Origin of the sequence: Mycobacterium sp. (assembly GCF_035623875.1) — a bacterium.
Lineage (GTDB): Bacteria > Actinomycetota > Actinomycetes > Mycobacteriales > Mycobacteriaceae > Mycobacterium.
The window spans coordinates 1-20,732 of sequence record NZ_DASPSP010000053.1 but is presented as its reverse complement, the minus strand read 5'-3'; the positions used below and the strand labels follow the sequence as shown (position 1 = coordinate 20,732).

17 protein-coding genes and 1 pseudogene are annotated in these 20,732 nt (G+C 67.5%); 13 read left to right on the top strand and 5 right to left on the bottom strand.

Features of this window, described 5'->3' with window-relative positions:
• Positions 1-252: 252 nt before the first annotated feature.
• Positions 253-1,371 carry an alkaline phosphatase family protein gene (locus VEI45_RS04605; RefSeq protein WP_324850567.1) on the bottom strand — a complete coding sequence of 373 codons (1,119 nt, stop codon included), beginning with the start codon at positions 1,369-1,371 and terminating at the stop codon, positions 253-255.
• A gap of 76 nt (positions 1,372-1,447) precedes the next feature.
• Here VEI45_RS04605 and VEI45_RS04600 point away from each other — a divergent pair, with 76 nt between their 5' ends.
• Positions 1,448-1,960 (top strand): Fur family transcriptional regulator, encoded by a 513-nt coding sequence (locus tag VEI45_RS04600; RefSeq protein WP_324850563.1) that lies wholly within the window; start codon positions 1,448-1,450, stop codon positions 1,958-1,960.
• On the opposite strand, the gene mtr is transcribed toward VEI45_RS04600, so the two are convergent.
• Positions 1,943-3,322: a mycothione reductase gene (gene mtr / locus VEI45_RS04595; protein ID WP_324850561.1), complete on the bottom strand. Its 1,380-nt coding sequence runs from the start codon at positions 3,320-3,322 to the stop codon at positions 1,943-1,945. The two genes, VEI45_RS04600 and mtr, sit on opposite strands and share 18 nt — an antisense overlap.
• 11 nt (positions 3,323-3,333) lie before the next feature.
• Positions 3,334-4,353, bottom strand: a complete 1,020-nt coding sequence (locus VEI45_RS04590; protein WP_324850559.1) for an alpha/beta hydrolase — start codon at positions 4,351-4,353, stop codon at positions 3,334-3,336.
• 103 nt (positions 4,354-4,456) lie between these two features.
• Between VEI45_RS04590 and mqo the strand changes: the two genes are divergently transcribed.
• From mqo to VEI45_RS04550, 8 genes and pseudogenes are all read left to right on the top strand, one after another.
• The gene (gene mqo / locus VEI45_RS04585) at positions 4,457-5,974 is read left to right on the top strand and encodes a malate dehydrogenase (quinone) (protein WP_324850557.1); all 1,518 of its coding nucleotides are present in this window, start codon (positions 4,457-4,459) and stop codon (positions 5,972-5,974) included.
• Positions 5,971-6,420: pseudogene (locus VEI45_RS04580) on the top strand (GNAT family N-acetyltransferase); the annotation flags it as partial. The gene mqo and the pseudogene VEI45_RS04580, both read left to right, overlap by 4 nt.
• A gap of 107 nt (positions 6,421-6,527) precedes the next feature.
• On the top strand, positions 6,528-8,366 hold the full coding sequence (locus tag VEI45_RS04575) for a magnesium chelatase subunit D family protein (RefSeq protein ID WP_324850555.1): 1,839 nt from the start codon (positions 6,528-6,530) through the stop codon (positions 8,364-8,366).
• A gap of 21 nt (positions 8,367-8,387) precedes the next feature.
• The gene (gene cobO / locus VEI45_RS04570) at positions 8,388-9,011 is read left to right on the top strand and encodes a cob(I)yrinic acid a,c-diamide adenosyltransferase (RefSeq protein ID WP_324850553.1); all 624 of its coding nucleotides are present in this window, start codon (positions 8,388-8,390) and stop codon (positions 9,009-9,011) included.
• Complete coding sequence (locus VEI45_RS04565) at positions 9,008-10,384, top strand: cobyrinate a,c-diamide synthase (RefSeq protein WP_324850551.1); 1,377 nt, start codon at positions 9,008-9,010, stop codon at positions 10,382-10,384. The genes cobO and VEI45_RS04565 overlap by 4 nt, the downstream gene beginning before the upstream one ends.
• The gene (gene cobA / locus VEI45_RS04560; protein ID WP_324850549.1) at positions 10,381-11,601 is read left to right on the top strand and encodes a uroporphyrinogen-III C-methyltransferase; all 1,221 of its coding nucleotides are present in this window, start codon (positions 10,381-10,383) and stop codon (positions 11,599-11,601) included. Before VEI45_RS04565 ends, cobA begins: the two co-directional genes overlap by 4 nt.
• A gap of 33 nt (positions 11,602-11,634) precedes the next feature.
• Complete coding sequence (locus VEI45_RS04555; RefSeq protein ID WP_324850548.1) at positions 11,635-13,224, top strand: MFS transporter; 1,590 nt, start codon at positions 11,635-11,637, stop codon at positions 13,222-13,224.
• 76 nt (positions 13,225-13,300) lie between these two features.
• Positions 13,301-15,052, top strand: a complete 1,752-nt coding sequence (locus tag VEI45_RS04550; RefSeq protein ID WP_324850546.1) for a proline--tRNA ligase — start codon at positions 13,301-13,303, stop codon at positions 15,050-15,052.
• Here VEI45_RS04550 and VEI45_RS04545 read toward each other — a convergent pair.
• Positions 15,049-15,495 carry a ferritin-like domain-containing protein gene (locus tag VEI45_RS04545; protein ID WP_324850544.1) on the bottom strand — a complete coding sequence of 149 codons (447 nt, stop codon included), beginning with the start codon at positions 15,493-15,495 and terminating at the stop codon, positions 15,049-15,051. The genes VEI45_RS04550 and VEI45_RS04545 overlap by 4 nt on opposite strands.
• Positions 15,492-15,935 carry a hypothetical protein gene (locus tag VEI45_RS04540; protein ID WP_324850565.1) on the bottom strand — a complete coding sequence of 148 codons (444 nt, stop codon included), beginning with the start codon at positions 15,933-15,935 and terminating at the stop codon, positions 15,492-15,494. The genes VEI45_RS04545 and VEI45_RS04540 overlap by 4 nt, the downstream gene beginning before the upstream one ends.
• A gap of 268 nt (positions 15,936-16,203) precedes the next feature.
• Between VEI45_RS04540 and rimP the strand changes: the two genes are divergently transcribed.
• The 4 genes from rimP to VEI45_RS04520 form a co-directional block, all read left to right on the top strand.
• Positions 16,204-16,743 (top strand): ribosome maturation factor RimP, encoded by a 540-nt coding sequence (gene rimP / locus VEI45_RS04535; protein WP_324850542.1) that lies wholly within the window; start codon positions 16,204-16,206, stop codon positions 16,741-16,743.
• Positions 16,740-17,783 (top strand): transcription termination factor NusA, encoded by a 1,044-nt coding sequence (gene nusA / locus VEI45_RS04530; protein ID WP_324850540.1) that lies wholly within the window; start codon positions 16,740-16,742, stop codon positions 17,781-17,783. The genes rimP and nusA overlap by 4 nt, the downstream gene beginning before the upstream one ends.
• Before the next feature lie 13 nt (positions 17,784-17,796).
• The gene (locus VEI45_RS04525) at positions 17,797-18,894 is read left to right on the top strand and encodes a glycoside hydrolase family 172 protein (protein ID WP_324850538.1); all 1,098 of its coding nucleotides are present in this window, start codon (positions 17,797-17,799) and stop codon (positions 18,892-18,894) included.
• A 20-nt stretch (positions 18,895-18,914) separates the two neighbouring features.
• The coding region (locus VEI45_RS04520; RefSeq protein WP_324850536.1) for a GH116 family glycosyl-hydrolase at positions 18,915-20,732 on the top strand (1,818 nt) is incomplete at its 3' end.

The following is a 20,732-nucleotide window of genomic DNA, read 5'->3' as shown; positions in this document are numbered from 1 at the left end:
GCCCCAACCGATTACGTGCAGCGCGATGATCACCGCGAACATCGATGCCAGGCGCAGCCACTCGTCGGGGGTCAAGGCGGCCCGAAGTCGAGACCACGACAACCATTGCCTGCTGAGCGGGTCAGCGGCCATGTCGCGTCCTTTCTGAAAAGAAATCCCGGCCGCCAACGAACGTAAACTACATGTAAACGTCATGCAGACGATTCGCAGGAATTCTGCAAGTTTGTCGCATGTGGAACACCACGGAACCGGTCAACCCCGGAAGGTGATCAGCGGGATCGCCATCTCGACCGGGGTGGCCGCGCCATGAAAGCCGACGAGTTGAGCCACTTCCGGCGGTTCATGACCGGTGGCCAGCACCGCCGTATCACCGATGCAGCTGACGACGACATCGCCGATGCGGGACAGGTGCTCGGGACGCACCCATCCGAACAGCCCGGCTGCGACGGCGTTGTCGCGGCTGGCCACCTCGGCCCGCCCGTTCAGCAGCTCGCGCCAGGCGGCGATCACGTCGGGTGCCGCGCCCGGCTCGGTGTGCAGATAGCGCACTCGTGGATCGCCGGCGACCGCGCCCACGCCCGCCTGCAGCCGCGGGTCGGCGTCGAGGTCGATCCGCTCATGCGCCGGCACGTTCAGACCGCCGTGGTCGGCGGTGACCAGCAGCGCGGCGTCCGACGGCAACGTCTCGACCAGTCGGGTCAGCAGTGCATCGACCCGGCCGGCCGCAGCGTGCCACTCGGGTGAAGCGATGCCGAACAGGTGTGCCGCGGTGTCGAGTTCGGCGGTGTACGCGTAGAGCACTCCGGGCGCCGCACGCAACTGGTCGGACACCAGTCGCGCGTAGTCGTCGTCGCTGTTGGCGGCGTGGAGTTGGGCGCCCCGGTACGCCGCCTCGGTGAGGCCGCTGCCGAGGAAAGCCGCAGGCAGCACGGCCCGGGCGTCGACCCCGGCTTGCTGCAGCCGTTCGAACCACGTTGGGACGGGCTGCCATTGGGCCGCCGGGGGATCGTCACGCCAAAAGATGTGGTTGAGCACCCGGTCAGTGTCGGGAAGCTTGACGGTAAAGCCCAGGATCCCGTGCTCGCCCGGTGCGACTCCAGTAGTCAATGACGCCAGGTTGGTCGGTGTGGTGGACGGGAAGGTGCAGGCGAGTTCGTCCAGCCGTCCAGCGTCACCGGCCAGCACCGACGCCAGCAGCGGTGCATCGGCGGCCAGTTTCGGGAGCAGATGCCAGCCCATCCCGTCGACGAGCACGACCGCGACGCGGCGCACGTCGCCGACCCACTCAGTCACTCCCAGCGCGTCGGTCGCCCCGGACACCGAAAGCAGCGCAGCCGCGGCGGGCAGCACGTCGCAGATCGAACCTCGCAGCGGGTCGCCGCGCGACGAAGCCGGGCGCAGCGGGTCGCCGCGCGACAAACCGGGCACGACTGACAGTCTGGCAGCCATGTCGCGCATCCTGCGCGATACTGGACGGGTGGCTAAGCCCTCGGCATTGGATCCGGCCGTCATCGAGCGGATCGGCGAGCTGCTGCGGGCCCATGGGCTGCGGAGGATGGCATCGCGGATCGCGGTCCTGGCGGTGCTCGAGCCGATCCACGGTCATCTGTCGGTCGCCGAAATCGATCAGCGGCTACGCGAGTGCCTACCCGCCGAAGACCAGCCACCGGACTTGGCGACGATCTACCGCACGGTGACCACGCTGGTCGACCAGGGTGTACTGCACGCGCTGACCCTCGAGGGCGGGGTCACCACGTATGGCTTGGCCGCCGACCCGCACCATCACGCGGTGTGCACACGATGCGGTTCGATCATCGAAGTACCGGCCGGCCAACTGGCGTCCGCACTCGAACATGCGATGACGGGCAGTTCGTTCACACTCTCCGAACGCGCCGGCCTCACCTTGCACGGGCTGTGCCCGCAATGCCAGCAGGACGGCTCGTCAGGACAGGTCAAGTAGCGCGTTCTCGACGACCTCCGGCAGCGCCGGGTGAATCCAGTACTGACCGCGAGCCATCTGCCGGGTAGGGAGCCCGAAGCTCATTGCCTGGATCAGTGGCTGGATGATCGACGAGGCCTGGTGTCCCATGATGTGTGCGCCGAGCAGTCGCCCTGTCCCGCGGTCGCCGACGAGCTTGACGATGCCGGTGGTGTCCTCCATCGCCCAGCCATAAGCGACGCCCCCGTAGTCCTTGACCGTGCATGACACGTCGAAACCCTTCGCGAAAGCTTCATTCTCGGTCAACCCGACGGCGGCGATCTGCGGATCGGTGAACACCGCGGCGGGAACGAAGCGGTGGTCGGTGACGATCATCGCGTCGGTGTCGTCCCAGTCGCACAGCAGATTCTGTTGCACGACGCGCGCCTCGTGGTTGGCCACGTGCTTGAGCTCATACGGCGACGACACATCGCCGAGCGCGAAAACGCCACGCGCCGAAGTTCTTTGGTATTCGTCGACGACGATCCGGCTATCGTCGACTTCGATGCCGGCCTGCTCGGCGTCCAGCAGATCGCCGTTCGGCACCCGGCCGGTGGCCACCAGCACGGCGTCCGTGCTCAGCGTCGAACCGTCGTCGAGTTCCAGCACGATGGTGGAGCCGTCCTGATGCGAGCCGACGACATTGCGGCGGGTGCGCAGTTCCCATTTGGTCGACGCGATGTGGGTGAACCGTTCGCACAGCGTGTCGTCGAGGTGCCGCAGCAGTGCGCCGCCGCGGATCACCAAGGTGATCCGGACACCCAGCGCGGAGAAGATGTGCGCGAATTCGGCTGCCACGAAACCGCCCCCAACGATGACCAGGTGCCGAGGCAACTCTGGTATCCGCATGATGGTGTCGCTGGTGTAGTAGTGGACCCCGCACTCGAGGATGGCCGATGGGATCACCGGTCGCGCTCCCGCGGCGATGACCACCTGCTCGGCGGTGAACTCGTCGCCGCCGTCGGTGCGCAGCAGGTAGCGGCCGTCGGACTGGACAGGCCCAAACCGGGTGTGCTGGCCGTAGACGTCGACGTTGGGGGAGGCCCGTCGGTAGTCTTCGCCGCTGATCGCGATCGGGTCGATGCGCCCGAAGACGCGCGAGACGATGTCGTCCCAACGCACCCGGTCGATGTGCGCGTCGACGCCGTAGCGGGCGGCGGTGCGGACCGTTTCGGCGACCTCGGCGGCGTATACGAACATCTTGGTGGGGATGCACCCAACGTTGAGGCAGGTTCCGCCGAATGTTCCCTGTTCGCAGATCGCCACGCGTTTGCGCGCGTAACGCTCGTCGAGAATGCTATTGCCCGAACCGGTTCCGATGATCGCGAGGTCGTAAGCTTCCATCCGGCGACCCCTCAACTGTTCCGGGGTGTGACGTTAGAGGCCGCACCGAGGTAGTCATCCAGCCAGGTGTCCAATTGTTGGTAGGCCACCTGCCGCGGCTGCGGCATCGACAGGAACACGTCGTGCTTGGCGTCGACCACCGGAACGATGGTGCTGCGGTTGCCGATGCAGCCGGCCCACCGGGCGATATGTGCCACGTCGAGAACCGCGTCGCCGCATTGCAGGGCGACGGGGTCTGTGGTCCCTTTGGTCTCCGACACGCTGTGATCTGAGCGCAGGATCAGGTTGCGCACGCCGACGTCGAGCCCGCGATGCAGCCGCGCCTGGCCGCGTCGGACGGCGCGTAGCCAGCCGAAGGTGATGGGGAAGCCGGCCAGCGGTTTCCACTGCAGGTTGTAGTCGAACTCGCCGTGGTAGTCCCGGTGCAGGCTGGCGCCGTAACCATCGACACCGTCGTTCGACGGGCGGGCGACTCGTTTATCGCCGGCTCGCGCGATCGCGGCGATCAGCCCCGACGTCGGCGGCCAGCGCAGCACGCCCGGACCGGGCACATCCAGAAATGGGCTGTTGAGCACCAGCCCCGCGACGCCGGCGCGCGCCGTCACGCCACGTTGTCGCAACCGGTCCAGCCACAGCGACACGATCAACCCGCCGGCGGAGTGGCCGTACACCAGCACGCGCGCCGAACCGGTCTGCTCGCCGATGACCGCGAGCGCCCGGTCCAGCTCGGCGTCGTAGCGGGCCAGGTCAGTGGTGAAGTGCGGGGTTTGGCCGGTCCGCCACGATCGCCCGCATTTGTGCAGGTCGAGTGCATAGAAGGCGAAGCCGCGACCGGCGAAATGATCGCCCAGCGGGGCGTGGAAGAAGTAGTCGGTGTATCCGTGCACGGCCAGGACGGCATCGGTGGCCGTCGCTGCGTCGCCACGACGCAGCAGCGTCGCGACGACATCACCCTCGCCGTCGGGATCGTCACCCAGCGGGATGGTGAGCTGCCAGTAGCCGGGAAGGACGTCGGGCTGCCAGCCAGTCACGCAAGTCAGCTTAAAGCGTGCGAGGTCCCGCCGGGTCTAGCGCGCTGGTCAGCGATAGCCTGGGCAGCGGCACAGCCGCTCGATTGCAAAGGACAAAAGCCCCTTGTCAGGCCCGTCAGACCCGCAGGTCGCAGGGAAAGCCGACGTCGTGCTGGTCGGGGCCGGGATCATGAGCGCCACCCTGGGTGCGCTGTTGCGACGGCTGGAACCCGACTGGTCGATCACCCTGGTCGAGCGGCTCGACGCCGCCGGCGCCGAGAGCAGCGATGCCTGGAATAACGCGGGCACCGGGCATTCCGGGCTGTGCGAGCTGTTTTACACACCACAGCAGCCGGACGGCTCGATCGATGTCAGCAAAGCGGTGCGGGTCAACGAGCAATTTCAGGTCACCCGCCAGTTCTGGGCGTACGCGGCATGCAACGGCATGCTGGCCGACGTGCGCGGCTTCCTCAACCTGGTTCCGCATGTCAGCTTTGTGCAGGGCGCAGATCGCGTCGACTATCTACGCCGCCGCCGGCAGGCGCTGGCCGGGAATCCGCTGTTCGCCCGCACCGAATGGATCGACAACTCCGACGAATTCGCCCGCCGGCTGCCGTTGATGGCCGCCAAGCGCGACTTTTCCGACCCCACCAAACCCATTGCGCTCGATTGGGCTGCCGATGGCACCGACGTCGACTTCGGCGCTCTGAGTCGACAGCTCATCGGCTACGCCGTGCGCAACGGCACAACCGCGTTGTTCGGTCACGAGGTCCGCAATGTGTCCCGCCAGCGCGATGGCAGCTGGAGATTGACAGTGCACAACCGCCGCACCGGTGAAAACCGAAAGCTGAGCGCCAAATTCGTCTTCGTCGGTGCCGGCGGACAGGCGCTGCGGCTGTTGCAGAAGTCCGGCATCGAGGAAGCCAAGGGGTTTGGCGGCTTTCCGATCACCGGAAAGTTCCTGCGCAGTGGCAATCCCGCGATCACCGCTGCGCACCGCGCCAAGGTCTATGGCTTACCCGCGGTCGGCGCGCCGGCGATGACGGCGGCACATCTGGACGCGCGGATCGTCAACGGCAAGCCATGGCTGCTGTTCGGGCCGTTCGCCGGGTGGTCGCCGAAATTCCTGAAGCACGGCCATATCACCGATCTGCCGCGGTCCGTCAGGCCGGGCAACGTGGCGACCATGATCGGCGTCGGCGTCACTCAGCTGAAACTGGTCAACTACCTGATCGGCCAGGTACGGCTGTCGCAGCCCGCCCGCGTCGGCGCGCTGCGCGAATTCGTGCCCACCGCTGTGGGTTCCGACTGGGAGCTGACGACGGCCGGTCAGCGGGTACAGGTGATCCGGCCGACCAAGCGCAAGGGCGGGGTGCTGGAATTCGACACGACGGTGCTCGGCGCCGCAGACGGCAGCATCGCCGGACTGCTCGGAGCGTCGCCGGGGGCCTCGACCGCGGTGTCGGCGATGCTCGACGTGCTGCAGCGCTGCTTTCCCGACCGATATCAGGCGTGGCTGCCTACCCTGAAAGACATGGTGCCGTCGTTGGGAGCCACCCTCTCCGATGAGCCGGCGCTGTTCGAGGAGGTGTGGTCATGGGGCACCAAAGTGCTGGGGCTGCACTCGGCGGGCGAGTCATGACCGCGGCGTTACGCCGGGCATGGGCGAAAGACCTCGACGTGCCAACGCTTTACGCGCTGCTCAAGCTGCGGGTGGAGGTCTTCGTGGTGGAACAGGCCCGCCCGTATCCCGAGTTGGACGGACGCGACCTGCTCGCCGAAACCCGGCATTTCTGGCTGGAGGCTTCCGACGGCGAGGTGATCTGCACGCTGCGACTGATGGAGGAGCACGCCGGTGGGCAGAAGGCATTTCGGCTCGGGCGGCTGTGCACCGAACGCAGCGCGCGCGGCCAGGGTCATACCACCCGGCTGTTGCGCGCCGCGCTGGCCGAGGTGGGCGACTATCCTTGCCGGATCGACGCGCAGATCTATCTGACGGACATGTACGCCCAACACGGATTCGTTCGTGACGGCGACGATTTCGTCGACGACGGCGTTCCGCACGTGCCGATGCTCAAGCCCGGTAGCCCGCCTCGCCCCCGCGAGCGGGAGGTGCCCCCACCTCAGGCCGTTCCACGGCCTGCATCGTCGGCGAACGGGCCGGGCGGGCACGGCGCAGGTCCGGTGGGGCAGCCGTGAAAACCTATCCGTTCAGCGCGATCGTCGGCCACGACCTGCTGCGGCTGGCGCTGATTCTGTGTGCGGTGCGCCCGGAGATCGGCGGGGTGCTCATCCGCGGCGAGAAGGGCACCGCCAAGTCGACGGCTGTGCGTGGCCTGGCCGCGCTGCTCTCCGCAACAAGCGATCCGTCCGGCGCCGATGCTCGTCTGGTCGAGCTGCCGATCGGTGCCACCGAGGACCGGGTGATCGGCTCACTGGATCTGCAGCGGGTGCTGCGCGACGGCGAGCACGCGTTCTCACCAGGGTTGCTGGCCCGTGCCCACGGCGGTGTGCTCTACGTCGACGAGGTGAATCTGCTGCACGACCACCTGGTCGACCTGCTGCTGGATGCGGCCGCAATGGGGCGGGTGCATGTTGAGCGCGATGGCATTTCGCATTCGCACGAGGCTCGATTTGTGCTGATCGGCACGATGAATCCGGAAGAAGGCGAGTTGCGCCCGCAGCTGCTGGACCGGTTCGGGCTCACCGTCGACGTGCACGCGTCGCGGGACATCGACGTTCGGGCACAGGTCATTCGGCAGCGGATGGACTACGAGGCCGACCCGGATGCTTTCGCGCAGCGCTACGCCGCCGACGACGCGGAGCTGGCCCGCCGGATCGCCTCCGCACGCCAGCTTGTCGACCAAGTGGTGTTGCCGGACGATGAGTTACGGCGTATCGCAGCGCTGTGCGCCGCGTTCGACGTCGATGGGATGCGCGCTGATCTGGTAGTCGCCCGGACGGCGGTCGCCCATGCCGCGTGGCGTGGCTGTGACACGGTGAGCGAGCAGGATATCCGGGTGGCCGCCGAGTTGGCGCTGCCGCACCGGCGCCGTCGTGACCCGTTCGACGATCCCGGAATCGACCCAGACCAACTCGACGCGGCACTAGCGGACGCGGACGCGAGCGGCTCACCCGACGATCCCGAGCCTGATCCCGAGCCGCCCGGTGGCGGCCAAAGCATGAACGACGCTGAGCCACAGATGCATTCGTCGCGTCCACAAACGTCCAAGCTCAGCGCGGCGCCATCCGCGACTTTTCGTACCCGCGCGCTGACAGTGCCCGGCGTGGGAGCCGGTGCGCCCGGCCGTCGCTCGCGGGCCCGCAATGCGTCCGGCAGTGCGGTGGCCGCCACTGACTCTGACATGAACGGGCATGGCCTGCACTTGTTCGGCACCGTGTTGGCCGCCGCCGAGCATGCCGAGGGAGCCGGTCGACTGCGGCTGCAGCCCGACGACGTCCGCCGTGCGGTACGCGAGGGCCGGGAAGGCAACCTGGTCATCTTCGTCGTCGACGCCTCCGGATCGATGGCGGCCCGAGACCGGATGGCCGCGGTCAGCGGCGCTACGTTGTCGTTGTTGCGTGACGCCTATCAGCGGCGCGACAAGGTCGCGGTGATCACCTTCCGTGCGCAGGAAGCGCGGCTGCTGCTGCCGCCGACGACGTCGGCGCACATCGCCGGGCGACGATTGTCGCGCTTCGATACTGGGGGCCAAACTCCGCTGGCGGAAGGTCTGCTCGCCGCACGCGAACTGGTGGTCCGGGAAAAGGTCCGCGATCGGGCACGCCGCCCGCTGGTGGTGGTGCTCACCGACGGCCGGGCCAATGTGGGGCGAGACCCGTTGGGCCGCAGCCGATCAGCGGCGGCGTTACTGGTCGCCGAAGGCGCGGCCGCGGTGGTCGTCGACTGTGAAACGTCTTATGTGCGACTTGGCTTGGCGCAGCAGCTGGCGGCGCAACTGGGCGCGCCGTCGGTGCGGCTGGAGCAGCTGCGCGCCGACTATCTGACCCGGGCCGTGCGCAGCGCGGCTTGAACCGCCGAGGGGTGAGCGCTTATGCCACAAGGTCGTCCGCTTTCTGTTCCCGAGGACGGGCTGACCACCCGAGCCAGACGCAACCTGCCGGTGCTGGCAGTGCACACCGGCGCGGGCAAAGGAAAATCGACGGCCGCGTTCGGAATGGCGCTGCGAGCATGGAACGCCGGTTTGAACGTCGCGGTCTTCCAATTCGTCAAGAGTGCCAAGTGGAAAGTTGGCGAGGAGGCGGTTTTTCACCAGCTCGGACGGCTGCACGACGAGCACGGGCTGGGCGGGCCGGTGGAATGGCACAAGATGGGCGCCGGCTGGTCTTGGATACCTACGTCGCGTAAGACCGGCAGCGACGACGACCACGCCGCCGCAGCCGCGGACGGCTGGGCCGAGATCGCCCGCCGGCTGGCTGCGGGGCAGCACGACTTCTACCTGCTCGACGAGTTCACCTATCCACTGAAGTGGGGCTGGATCGACGTCGACGAGGTGGTGGACACGCTGCTCGCCCGCCCGGGCAGCCAACATGTGGTGATCACCGGTCGCGACGCCCCGCCGCGTTTGGTCGAAGTCGCCGATCTGGTGACCGAGATGACGAAAGTCAAGCACCCGATGGATGCCGGCCGCAAAGGCCAGAAGGGCATCGAGTGGTGACGGTTCCCGCTGTCATGGTTGCCGCGCCCGCGTCGGGCAGTGGAAAGACCACGTTGGCAACGGGTTTGATCGGCGCGCTGCGGCAGGCGGGCCATGCGGTGGCTCCTTTCAAGGTCGGCCCAGACTTCATCGACCCGGGGTATCACACGCTGGCGGCCGGGCGCGTCGGCCGCAACCTGGATCCGGTTCTGGTGGGGGAGCAGCTGATCGGGCCGCTGTACGCGCACGGCGTCGCCGGCGCCGATGTCGCCGTGATCGAAGGGGTGATGGGTCTTTTCGACGGCCGCATCGACTCCGGCGCGCGGATACCGGCGTCCGGGTCCTCCGCGCACGTCGCCTCGCTGCTCGGCGTTCCGGTCATCCTGGTGGTCGATGCTCGCGGCCAAAGCCATAGCATCGCCGCACTGCTGCAGGGGTTTTCGACATTCGACACCGCGACCCGCGTTGCCGGCGTCGTGCTCAACCGGGTTGGGTCGCCGCGACACGAGCAGGTGTTGCGGCAGGCATGCGAACTGGCCGGTGTCCCAGTGCTGGGCGCGATTCCGCGCCGCGACGAAATAGAAGTGCCGTCAAGGTATCTGGGTCTGGTCACCGCCGTTGAATACAACCGGCGGGCCCGCGATGCGGTCGAAGCGATGACGACGCTGATCGCCCGGCACGTCGATCTCGGCGCGGTGGTCAGGCTGGCCGAAAGCCGGGTGACCGATCCGGCATGGGACCCGTTGGCGATGGTGGCCGAACCCGTCACCGAGCACGTCACCGTGGCGTTGGCCGGCGGAAAGGCGTTCAGTTTCGGCTATCCCGAACATGCCGAGCTGGTGCGGACGTGCGGCGCCGACGTGAAGGAGTTCGACCCGCTCGTCGACCCGCTACCCGACGGCGCCGACGCGGTGTTGCTGCCCGGCGGATTCCCCGAGCAGTTCGCCGCCGAACTGTCCGGCAACGACATCGCCCGCCGCCAGATCAACACGCTGGCGGCCGACGGTGCGCCGATTCACGCCGAGTGCGCCGGGCTGCTGTACTTGGTTTCCGAGCTCGACGGGCATCCGATGTGCGGTGTGCTGGCCGGATCGGCACGCTTCACCGAGCGCCTCACCGTGGGCTATCGCGACGCCGTCGCGGTCGCCGATTCGTCGCTGTACCGCGCGGGCCAGCGGGTTGTTGGACACGAATTCCACCGTACCGCAGTCACATTCACCGACACCTACCAGCCGGCGTGGATGTATCAGGGCCAACACACCGATGCGGTGCGCGACGGCGCGGTGCACGGCGGAGTGAATGCGTCGTATCTACACACTCATCCGGCGGCGACCTCCGAGGCGGTGGCACGCTTCGTGGCTCACGCCGCAAGGAAGTCTAGACTCGCCGGGTGACGACGCCGGAGAACCCTTACCTGGTCGGCTTGCGGCTGACCGGCAAGAAGGTTGTCGTGGTCGGTGGCGGGAACGTTGCGCAGCGCCGGCTTCCGTTACTCATCGCCAGCGGCGCGGACGTGCACGTCATCACCCGAACGGCCACTCCCGCGGTCGAGGCCACAGCAATGGCGAGCCGAATTACCTTGTCGCTGCGCGAGTATCGCGACGGCGACCTGGCGGGTGCTTGGTATGCGATCGCGGCCACCGATGACGCGCAAGTGAACTCGGCGGTGGTTGCCGAGGCCGACCGGCGCCGAATCTTTTGCGTCCGCGCAGATATCGCGGTCGAGGGCAGCGCAGTGACCCCGGCGTCGTTCGACTACGCGGGGCTGTCGGTAGGAGTCCTGGCCGGCGGCGAGCACCGTCGCTCCGCGGCGATCCGCTCGGCGATCCGCGAGGCACTGCAGCAGGGGGTCCTCACCCTGGAAAACTTCGCGAGCGCCGACGTCGTGCGCGGCGGGGTGGCGCTGGTCGGCGGCGGACCCGGAGATCCGGAACTGATCACCGTCCGCGGCCGCCGGCTGCTTGCCCAGGCTGACGTCGTCGTCGCCGACCGGCTGGCGCCGCCGGAGCTCCTCGCCGAGTTGCCCCCGCACGTCGAGGTGATCGATGCCGCCAAGATTCCCTACGGGCGCGCGATGGCTCAGGACGCCATCAACGCGGTGATGATCGAGCGGGCCCGCGCCGGACGGTTTGTGGTGCGACTCAAGGGGGGCGACCCTTTCGTGTTCGCCCGCGGATACGAGGAACTTCTGGCGTGCGTCGAGGCCGGCATTCCGGTGACGGTGGTGCCGGGTGTGACGAGTGCCATAGCGGTACCCGCGTCGGCGGGTGTCCCGGTCACTCACCGCGGCCTGAATCACGAGTTTGTGGTGGTCAGCGGCCACCTTCCGCCGGGACACCCCGAATCGTTAGTGAATTGGGACGCGTTAGCGGCGTTGTCGGGCACGATCGTATTGCTGATGGCGGTAGAGCGCATCGAGCTTTTCACCGAAGCGCTGCTGAAAGGCGGCCGACCTGCGGATACGCCGGTGCTAGTGGTCCAACACGGAACGACGGTCGCCGAACACACGTTGCGGGCCACCCTCGCGGACGTACCGGAAAGGATCCGTTCGGAGGGAATTCGGCCCCCCGCGATCATCGTGATCGGTACGGTAGCGGCATTCGGCGCTTAAAAGATTCCTAAGATTACTGTAGGGTAAGTTCTTATGACGGCTCTCAACGACGCAGAGCGGGCTGTCCACGAATGGACGTCTGAACCCTCGAAGCGAGTAGTTCATATGCCCCCAGTGCACTCAGCCAAGACCGCCGTGAGCCGCACCAGCAGGTCTTATCCGACGTGGCTGCTATCGCGGCGCTTCATCGCCGCCGTCATCGCCATCGGCGGGATGCAGTTGATGGCGACGATGGACGGCACCATCGCGATCGTCGCGCTTCCCAAGATCCAGAACGAGCTCGGTCTGTCCGACGCCGGCCGGAGCTGGGTGATCACCGCCTACGTGCTGACCTTCGGCGGACTGATGCTGCTCGGCGGTCGGCTGGGTGACACTATCGGCCGGAAGCGCACCTTCATCGTCGGCGTCGCGCTGTTCACGATCGCCTCCGCCCTGTGCGGTATCGCATGGGACGACTTCACCCTGGTCACCGCCCGGCTGTTGCAGGGCATCGGGGCCGCGATCGCCTCACCGACCGGCTTGGCGCTGGTGGCTACCACGTTTCCGAAGGGGCCATCGCGCAACGCGGCGATGGCGGTGTTCGGCGCGATGACCGGCGTCGGCTCGGTGATGGGCTTGGTGGTCGGCGGTGCACTCACCGAACTGTCCTGGCGGTTGGCATTTTTGGTCAACGTGCCGATCGGGCTGCTGATGATCTATCTCTCCCGCACGACGCTGCGGGAAACCCACCGGGAACGGATGAAGCTGGACGCGACCGGAGCCGTGTTGGCAACTTTGGTGTGTACGGCCGCGGTGTTCGCCTTCTCCATCGGGCCCGAGAAGGGCTGGATATCGGTTACCACCATCGGCTCCGGTGTGGTGGCGCTAGTAGCTTTCGTGGCGTTCGCCATCGTCGAGCGCACCGCAGAGAACCCCGTCGTGCCGTTCGACTTGTTCTTCGACCGCAACCGGCTGGCCACCTTTGCCGCGATCTTCATGGCCGGTGGGGTGATGTTCACCCTGACCGTGCTGATCGGTCTCTACGTGCAGGACATCATGGGCTACAGCGCATTGCACGCCGGTGTCTGCTTCATCCCGTTCGCCATCGCGATGGGCATCGGCCTTGGCGCGTCCTCGCAACTGGTGTCGTGGTTCCCGCCGCGAGTCGTGGTGATCGCCGGCGGCACGCTGGTGGTCGGGGCGATGCTTTACGGCTCAACGATCAACGCCGGCATACCGTACTTCCCCAACCTGGTGATGCCCCTGGTCGTCGGTGGCATCGGCATCGGCATGATCATTGTTCCGCTGGCGCTGTCGGCGATCGCCGGCGTCGGTTTCGATCGCATCGGGCCGACATCGGCGATCTCGCTGATGCTGCAAAACCTGGGCGGGCCGGTAGTGCTGGCTGTGATCCAGGCCGTCATCACCTCGCGCACGCTTTATCTGGGCGGCACCAACGGACCGGTGAAGAACATGAACGCCGCTCAGCTGCATGCGCTCGACCACGGCGACACCTACGGCCTGCTGTGGGTGGCCGGCTTGGCCATCATTGTCGGCGGCGTATCGCTGCTCATCGGGTACAGCGCCGCGCAGGTGGCTCACGCGCAGGAAGTCAAGGACGCGATCGACGCCGGGGAGCTTTAGCTCCGGATTCGCTGCTGATCGCAGCCGTGGCTGCTGTTTGGCGGACAGACAAGACCTGCCGTTAGGCTTGCGCGCTGTGATCACCCGGATGTCCGAGCTGTTCGTCCGCACGCTGCGCGACGACCCCGCCGACGCCGAAGTGCCCAGCCACAAGCTGTTGATCCGCGCCGGCTACGTCCGACCGGTCGCGCCCGGGCTGTACAGCTGGCTGCCGCTCGGCCTGCGGGTGCTGCGCAACATCGAACGAGTCGTACGCGAAGAGATGAACGCCATCGGCGGGCAGGAGATCCTGTTCCCGGCGTTGCTGCCGCGGGCGCCCTACGAGACGACAAACCGGTGGACTGAGTACGGCGACAGTATTTTTCGGGTACAAGACCGCCGCGGCAACGACTATCTGCTCGCCCCAACCCACGAAGAAGTCTTCACCCTGACGGTGAAGGGGGAGTACAGCTCCTACAAGGACTTTCCGCTGGTGCTCTACCAGATCCAGGTCAAGTATCGGGACGAGGCGCGGCCCCGGGCCGGCATCCTGCGGGTACGCGAGTTCGTGATGAAGGATTCCTACTCCTTCGACGTCGACGACGCCGGGCTCAAGGCCGCCTACCACGCACACCGCGAGGCGTATCAACGGATTCTCGACCGGCTGCAGGTGAGCTACGTCATCGTGTCCGCGGTATCCGGCGCGATGGGCGGCTCGGCCTCCGAGGAGTTCCTGGCGGAGAGCCCCGTCGGGGAGGACACCTTCGTGCGCTGCCTGGAGTCCGGGTACGCGGCCAACGTCGAGGCGGTCGTCACCGCCCGCCCGGAGGCGCGGCCCATCGACGGGCTGCCGGAGGCGGTGGTCTACGACACCGGCGACACCCCGACGATCGCCACCTTGGTGGGTTGGGCGAACCAGGCCGATCTGGGCCGCGACGTCACCGCGGCCGACACGCTGAAGAACGTCCTACTCAGGGTGCGCCAGCCGGGCGGCGACTGGGAGCTGCTGGGTATCGGGCTACCTGGCGACCGCGAGGTCGACGACAAGAGGCTGGGCGTGGCGCTGGAACCGGCCGACTACGCGTTACTCGACGACGCCGACTTCGCCAAGTATCCGTTCCTGGTGAAGGGCTACATCGGACCGAAGGCGTTGCGCGACAACGATGTTCGCTACCTCGTCGACCCCAGGGTTGTCGACGGCACCAGCTGGATCACCGGCGCCGACAAACTCGGGCAACATGTCGTCGGGCTGGTCGCCGGCCGCGACTTCACCGCCGACGGCACCATCGAGGCCGCCGAGGTGCGCGACGGCGACCCGTCACCCGACGGCGCCGGGCCGCTGGTCTCCGCCCGCGGCATCGAGGTCGGTCACATCTTCCAGCTCGGCCGCAAGTACACCGACGCCTTTGCCGTGGACGTGCTCGGCGAAGACGGCAAGCCCGTGCGGCTGACCATGGGTTCCTACGGCCTCGGGGTGTCGCGGCTGGTGGCGGTCATCGCCGAGCAGCACCACGACGAGCTGGGGCTGCGTTGGCCGTCCGCGATTGCGCCGTTCGACGTGCATCTGGTGATCGCCAACAAGGATGCCGAGGCGCGTAGCGGGGCGACCGCGCTGGCCGCCGATCTGGATCGGCTCGGCATCGAGGTGCTGCTCGACGACCGGCAGGCCTCGCCCGGGGTGAAGTTCAAGGACGCCGAACTGCTCGGTGTGCCTTGGATCGTCGTGGTGGGACGCGGCTGGGCGGACGGGACCGTCGAGTTGCGCGACCGGTTCAGCGGCGAGACCCGTGAGCTTGCGGTCGGGGCCTCGCTGGCCACCGACATCACGGTTGCGGCGTCGGGCGACTAGTCGCCGCCGGGGAACGCCGTGGTGATCGGGTTGGCCCCCGATACCTGGTTCCAGCGTGCGGCCAGCACGGCGCTTTGTGTCAGCGCGGTCACGCCGAACTTGCGGTCCTCCGGCGTCTGAGCCTGCTCGATGACCGCGCGCCAGGCCACCTCGGTGTCCTTCTCCATTAGCACGGCCAGGCGCGTCGCGTCGGTGGGGTTGTTGACCGGCATCGGCAGTTGGTAGCCCGCGGCGGCCACCGGAGCGCTGACCGAGCGGCCGGCGAGCATGGCGATCACCTGGTCGCGACGTTGGCGATGCTGATTCAGCGCGAACGACACCAGGGTGTTGACGTCGGGTTGGCAGTGGGCGGACACGATGCCGTAGCCGTAGATCACCGCGTGTTCGGTCGTCAGGGCAGCGCACAGCGCGGAGTCGGCGGGTGACGGCTCAGCAGATGTCATGAGGACGGTCCTCCGAACGCCAACGCAACGCTGTACGAGGCCGTGCAGGCAGCGGCGATAGAGCCCAGCAGGCCCGCCCGATAGCCCGAGGACGTGGTCGCCAAGTGACTGGCGCTGGCCGCAGACCCGCGCAGGGAATTGATCACGCCGGATAGTGACGGTGGCGGCGCAGCCGCGGCCGACGTGGTCGTTGTCGGGCTTGTGGTCTCACTGGAGGTGGACGTCGGGTTGACGGCGAGGCGGGCGATCTCGGTTGCCAGCGCCTGCGCGTGTTGAGCACGTTCGGAGGCGACCTCCGTCAACGCTGCACTGACCGGCGTGGCCGCAGCTGCGGCCGCCGCCGTGGCCAGCTCGTGGTCGCGCCGGGCGAGTTTCAACTGCGATTCGAGTTCGTCGACCGCCGGCGGTGCGGGCGGCGAACTACAGGCGGACCCGGTCATCCCGAGCACGGCCAGAGCCGCGCCACCGGCCAGCACCTTTCGCCTGCTGAAAACCGGTCTGAGATCGGGCAGCCTGCGTGGCACAGCAACATCCTGCCATTGCTGTGCCGGCGCCTTGAACGCCCCGGCTATGACGGTGGCTGACCTGGCCGCGACCACGGCTGACAGCAGATTCCTGGCGTATCGTTGATGGCTGGTTCACCGGGAACGCGAATTTCTGCGAACCGGAGGGCCGCCTGACCGGACAACTCAAGATGAGGAGCTCGCCGTGGCCATCGGGCTACCGTCGCAGACGCAGGTGATCGAGCTACTCGATGGCGAGTTCGCGCGCGCGGGCTACGAAATTGAAGATGTCGTCATCGATTCGCGGGCCCGTCCGCCGCGGATAACCGTGATTGCCGACGGCGACACCGCACTCGACCTGGACACCATCGCCGCACTGTCCCATTCGGCGTCGACGTTGTTGGACGCTGTCAAAAGCATTGCGGGTCGGTACGTGTTGGAAGTCAGCTCTCCTGGCGTAGACCGCCCGCTGACCAGCGAGAAGCACTTTCGCCGCGCCCAGGGCCGCAAGGTCGAGCTGGCACTGGCCGACGGAACACAGGTCACCGGTCGAGTCGGCGAGATAGCCGACAACACGCTGACGCTGGTGGTCCGCGACGATCGGGCCCGCGACTGGACGGTGCGTTCGGTGCCGATCGATGAGATCGTGAAAGCCGTTGTCCAGGTTGAGTTTTCGCCTCCTTCTAAACGTGAACTGGAGCTGGCGGCTGTCGATCGGAGTGCAGAGATGGAGGGCAGAACATGAACATCGACATGGCCGCTCTGCACGCGATCGTGGTGGAACGAGGAATTTCATTCGACGATTTGCTCGAGGACGTCAAGGCCGCGGTGCTCAGCGCGTACCGGCACACCGAGGGCCATCAGCCGGACGCGCACATCGAAATCGACCGCAAAACCGGTGCGGTCCAGGTGTTCGCCCGCGAGCTTGACGAGGACGGCGTTGTGCTCAGCGAGTGGGAGGACACCCCGGAAGGTTTCGGGCGGATCGCGGCTACCACCGCCCGGCAGGTGATGCTGCAACGGCTCCGCGACGCGGAGAACGAGCGCACATTCGGCGAGTTCTCCACCCATGAGGGCGAGATCGTCGCCGGTGTGGTGCAACGTGATAGCCGGGCCAACGCGCGGGGTTTCGTCGTCGTCCGAATGGGCAGCGAGACCAAGGGGTCTGAGGGTGTGATCCCGGCGGCCGAGCAGGTTCCCGGTGAGGTCTATGCGCATGGCGACCGATTGCGCTGCTACGTGGTGGGCGTCAGCCGCGGTGCCCGCGAACCAGTGATCACGCTGTCCCGCACCCACCCGAACTTGGTGCGCAAACTGTTCTCACTGGAAGTCCCCGAGATCGCCGACGGGTCGGTGGAGATTGTCGCGGTAGCACGCGAAGCCGGCCATCGTTCGAAGATCGCGGTCGCTTCTCGGGTTGCTGGCCTGAACGCCAAGGGCGCCTGCATCGGCCCGATGGGTCAGCGGGTGCGCAACGTGATGAGTGAGCTGTCCGGGGAGAAGATCGACATCATCGACTACGACGAGGACCCGGCCCGGTTCGTCGCCAACGCGTTATCACCGGCCAAGGTGGTTTCGGTGACCGTGATCGACCAGAACGCCCGGGCGGCTCGGGTGGTGGTGCCCGACTTCCAGTTGTCGCTGGCCATCGGTAAGGAGGGACAGAACGCCCGACTGGCGGCCCGGCTCACCGGGTGGCGGATCGACATCCGGGGCGACTCGCCCGATCAGCCGGCGGACCACCCCGAGCACGGTGCCACCCACGGGATGGCACACGACCGCTAGCCCGCCGAGACTTGTGACCGACCTCCGTTCGCTGGCCCGATTGAGCAGCGCCCAGTCCCGCTCGGTCAGCCCGGAAAACTTCGACGGGACGAAGGGCGGCGGCGCCCGAGCCTTGGACGGCACCGGCGCGGCCTGCGCGGCAGACCTCGGCACGGGCTGGAAAATCTCTCCCAGCGTCGAGATCGGCGGACACACCACGTTCGATCTGGCGAGCATCGACGGGCCAGCACTCATCACGCATCTCTGGCTGACCACCCACCACAGCAATTGGCGCACCCTCATCCTGCGCGCCTATTGGGACGGCGCAGACCAGCCCGCGATAGAAGTACCAGTCGGCGACTTCTTCGGCCAGGGCTGGTGCGAATTCGCGCAGCTGTCCTCCCTGCCGATCGCGGTCAATCCGCACGGCGGCTTCAACAGCTACTGGCCGATGCCGGTACCCCGGCATGCCCGGCTGACATTGGAGAACCGCGCGCCGCAGAGCGCCACCGTCTATTACCAGATCAGCTACGAGATCGATGTGGACGTCAAAACCGATATAGCCGATACCGGTTACCTGCACTGCCAGTTCCACCGCAGCAACCCGCTCGCCGCAGGCACGCTGCACCCGATCCTTGATCGCGTGCACGGCACGGGGAAATACGTCGGCACCTATCTCGCCTGGGGCGCCAACCATCCCGGCTGGTGGGGCGAGGGCGAGGTCAAGTTCTACATCGACGGCGACCAGGAGTTCCCTACGATCTGCGGCACCGGCACCGAGGACTACTTCGGCGGCGCCTGGAACTTCGACGTGCCCGGGCAGGGTTACACCACCTACTCGACACCGTTTCTCGGGCTGCATCAGGTCATTCGCCCGGATGGGCTGTATCGCAGCCAACAGCGGTTCGGCATGTACCGCTGGCATGTCCCCGACCCAATCCACTTCCGCGCCGACCTACGCGTGGACATCCAGGCCCTCGGTTGGATGTCGGGGCGCCGCTACCGGCCGCTGCATGACGACATCGCCTCCACCGCGGTCTTCTACCTGGACCGTCCGTCGGCGCCGCGCCCACCGCTGCCCACCGCCGACGATCTCGAGGTGGGTGGGGAGCCGATGGGCCCGCCGACGTGACCTGGCCGGACGACCTGCGCGTGGCCGAGTTTGACGGGGCCGAATTCGGCCACCTGGCCATGCCGCTGGGCGGCATCGGCACCGGTAACCTCGCCATCTGCGCCGACGGCGGTCTGCGGCAGTGGCAGCTGCACAACATCGGGAACCACGCCGGCGCGCTACCCGGATCGTTCTTGGCGTTGCGGGTCAGCCGGTGGGAGCCGCCGCTGGACGAGCTGCGCATCCTGCAGGCGTCGCCGCGGGACTCGACGAGCACCCCGCTGGTCAGCGATGATGTGGTGCCGGAGTGGCAACGCGAATTGCTGAGCCGGTATCCGGGGGTGGCCCGCACGACCTTCTCCGGCACCTACCCGATCGCCCGGGTGCGCTACCTCGACCCCGCCCTACCGCTGGACGTCACGCTGGAGGCGTTCAACCCGCTGGTCCCGCTGGATGTCGACGCCAGCTCCATCCCGGCTGCGCTGTTCACGTTCCGGCTGGTCAACACCGACAACCACCCGCTGCACGGAACCCTTGGCGCCACCGTGCAGAACGCCGTGGGCTGGGACGGCATCACCCCGATCGACGGCGTTCATGCGCCCGGGTATGGCGGCAACACCAACCGGCTACTGCGCGGCGACGGCTGGACATGCGTGGTGCTTGAGAACGCCGCCGTGCCCGACGACGCCCCGGGCGCCGGGCAGATGGTGCTGGCCGCCGACGACCCGCGGGCGGCCGCGCTGACCCGGTGGCGGCACACGGATGAGTTCGTCGCCTTCCTGCGTTCGCGGGCGCTGTCCAGCGGCGCGCCGCGGCTGGCCATGGCGGCGGGCATCGCTGACCCGCAGCGGCATGCCCCGCAATCGACGAGCGGCGCCAGCCCGGAGGGCAGCACCTTTAACGCCGGCCTCGGCGTTCCGTTCCTGCTGGAGCCCGGCGAGGCGCGGCTCCTGCGGGTTGCGCTGACCTGGTATTTCCCCAACCGGTACGTCAACTTCGAGCAGTTCGGGCCGGACCGGCCGGAGTGGGGGCGCTCCCGGTTCTGGCTGGGCAACCACTACGCCACCCGCTACGCCGACGCCCAGGACGTGTTCGAGCGGGTGCGCCGGGAATGGCCCGCGCTGCGCGAAGCCACCGGCGCATGGACTTCCACACTGGCCCGCTCCGGCCTTGACGACGCCGCCGTCAGCCACCTCGCCGCGCAGCTCGCCACCGTGCGGAGCCCCACCTGCTTTCGCGCCGCGGACGGTCGCTTCTTCGCCTTCGAGGGGGTGCTGGGCGCCTCCACGGTGATGTGGTCGGGGTCCTACGGCGGTTCCTGTCCGCTCAACTGCACGCACGTCTGGAACTACGCGCAGGCGCTCGCGGCGGCTTTCCCCGAGCTGGAACGGAGCATGCGCGAGACCGAGTTCGAGATCATGCAGGCCCCGGCGGGGTACATACCGCACCGGGTGATCGCACCGACCTACCTGCCGCAGCTGTGGGGACAGCCGATCGGCGGCCCCGAGCAGCCGGCGCTGGACGGCATGCTCGGCACCGTCCTGAAGACCTACCGCGAATATCGCGGGGGCGCAGGTATCGACTGGCTGCGCCGGTACTGGCCCAACCTCACCCGCCTGCTGCACCACGTCGACCGGACCTGGAACATCGACGGCACCGGGATGCTCAGCGGCGTCCAGCCCAGCACCCACGACATCGACCTCACCGGGCACAACCCGTTCACCGGCACCCTATGGCTGGCCGCGCTGCGCGCCGCAGAGCAGATGGCCGTGCTCCTCGACGACACGGACGCGGCGACGGCGTACCGGACCACCTTCGCCCGCGCCAGCGAGTCCTATGACGCGGCACTGTTCAACGGC

What these genes read in the sequence shown, in the direction of transcription:
- VEI45_RS04545 (WP_324850544.1), bottom strand. Translation starts at nt 15,495, where the DNA reads ATGACATCTGCTGAGCCGTCACCCGCCGACTCCGCGCTGTGCGCTGCC.
- cobO (WP_324850553.1), top strand. Translation starts at nt 8,388, where the DNA reads ATGCCACAAGGTCGTCCGCTTTCTGTTCCCGAGGACGGGCTGACCACC.
- VEI45_RS04540 (WP_324850565.1), bottom strand. Translation starts at nt 15,935, where the DNA reads ATGACCGGGTCCGCCTGTAGTTCGCCGCCCGCACCGCCGGCGGTCGAC.
- nusA (WP_324850540.1), top strand. Translation starts at nt 16,740, where the DNA reads ATGAACATCGACATGGCCGCTCTGCACGCGATCGTGGTGGAACGAGGA.
- VEI45_RS04555 (WP_324850548.1), top strand. Translation starts at nt 11,635, where the DNA reads ATGACGGCTCTCAACGACGCAGAGCGGGCTGTCCACGAATGGACGTCT.
- mtr (WP_324850561.1), bottom strand. Translation starts at nt 3,322, where the DNA reads ATGGAAGCTTACGACCTCGCGATCATCGGAACCGGTTCGGGCAATAGC.
- VEI45_RS04600 (WP_324850563.1), top strand. Translation starts at nt 1,448, where the DNA reads ATGTCGCGCATCCTGCGCGATACTGGACGGGTGGCTAAGCCCTCGGCA.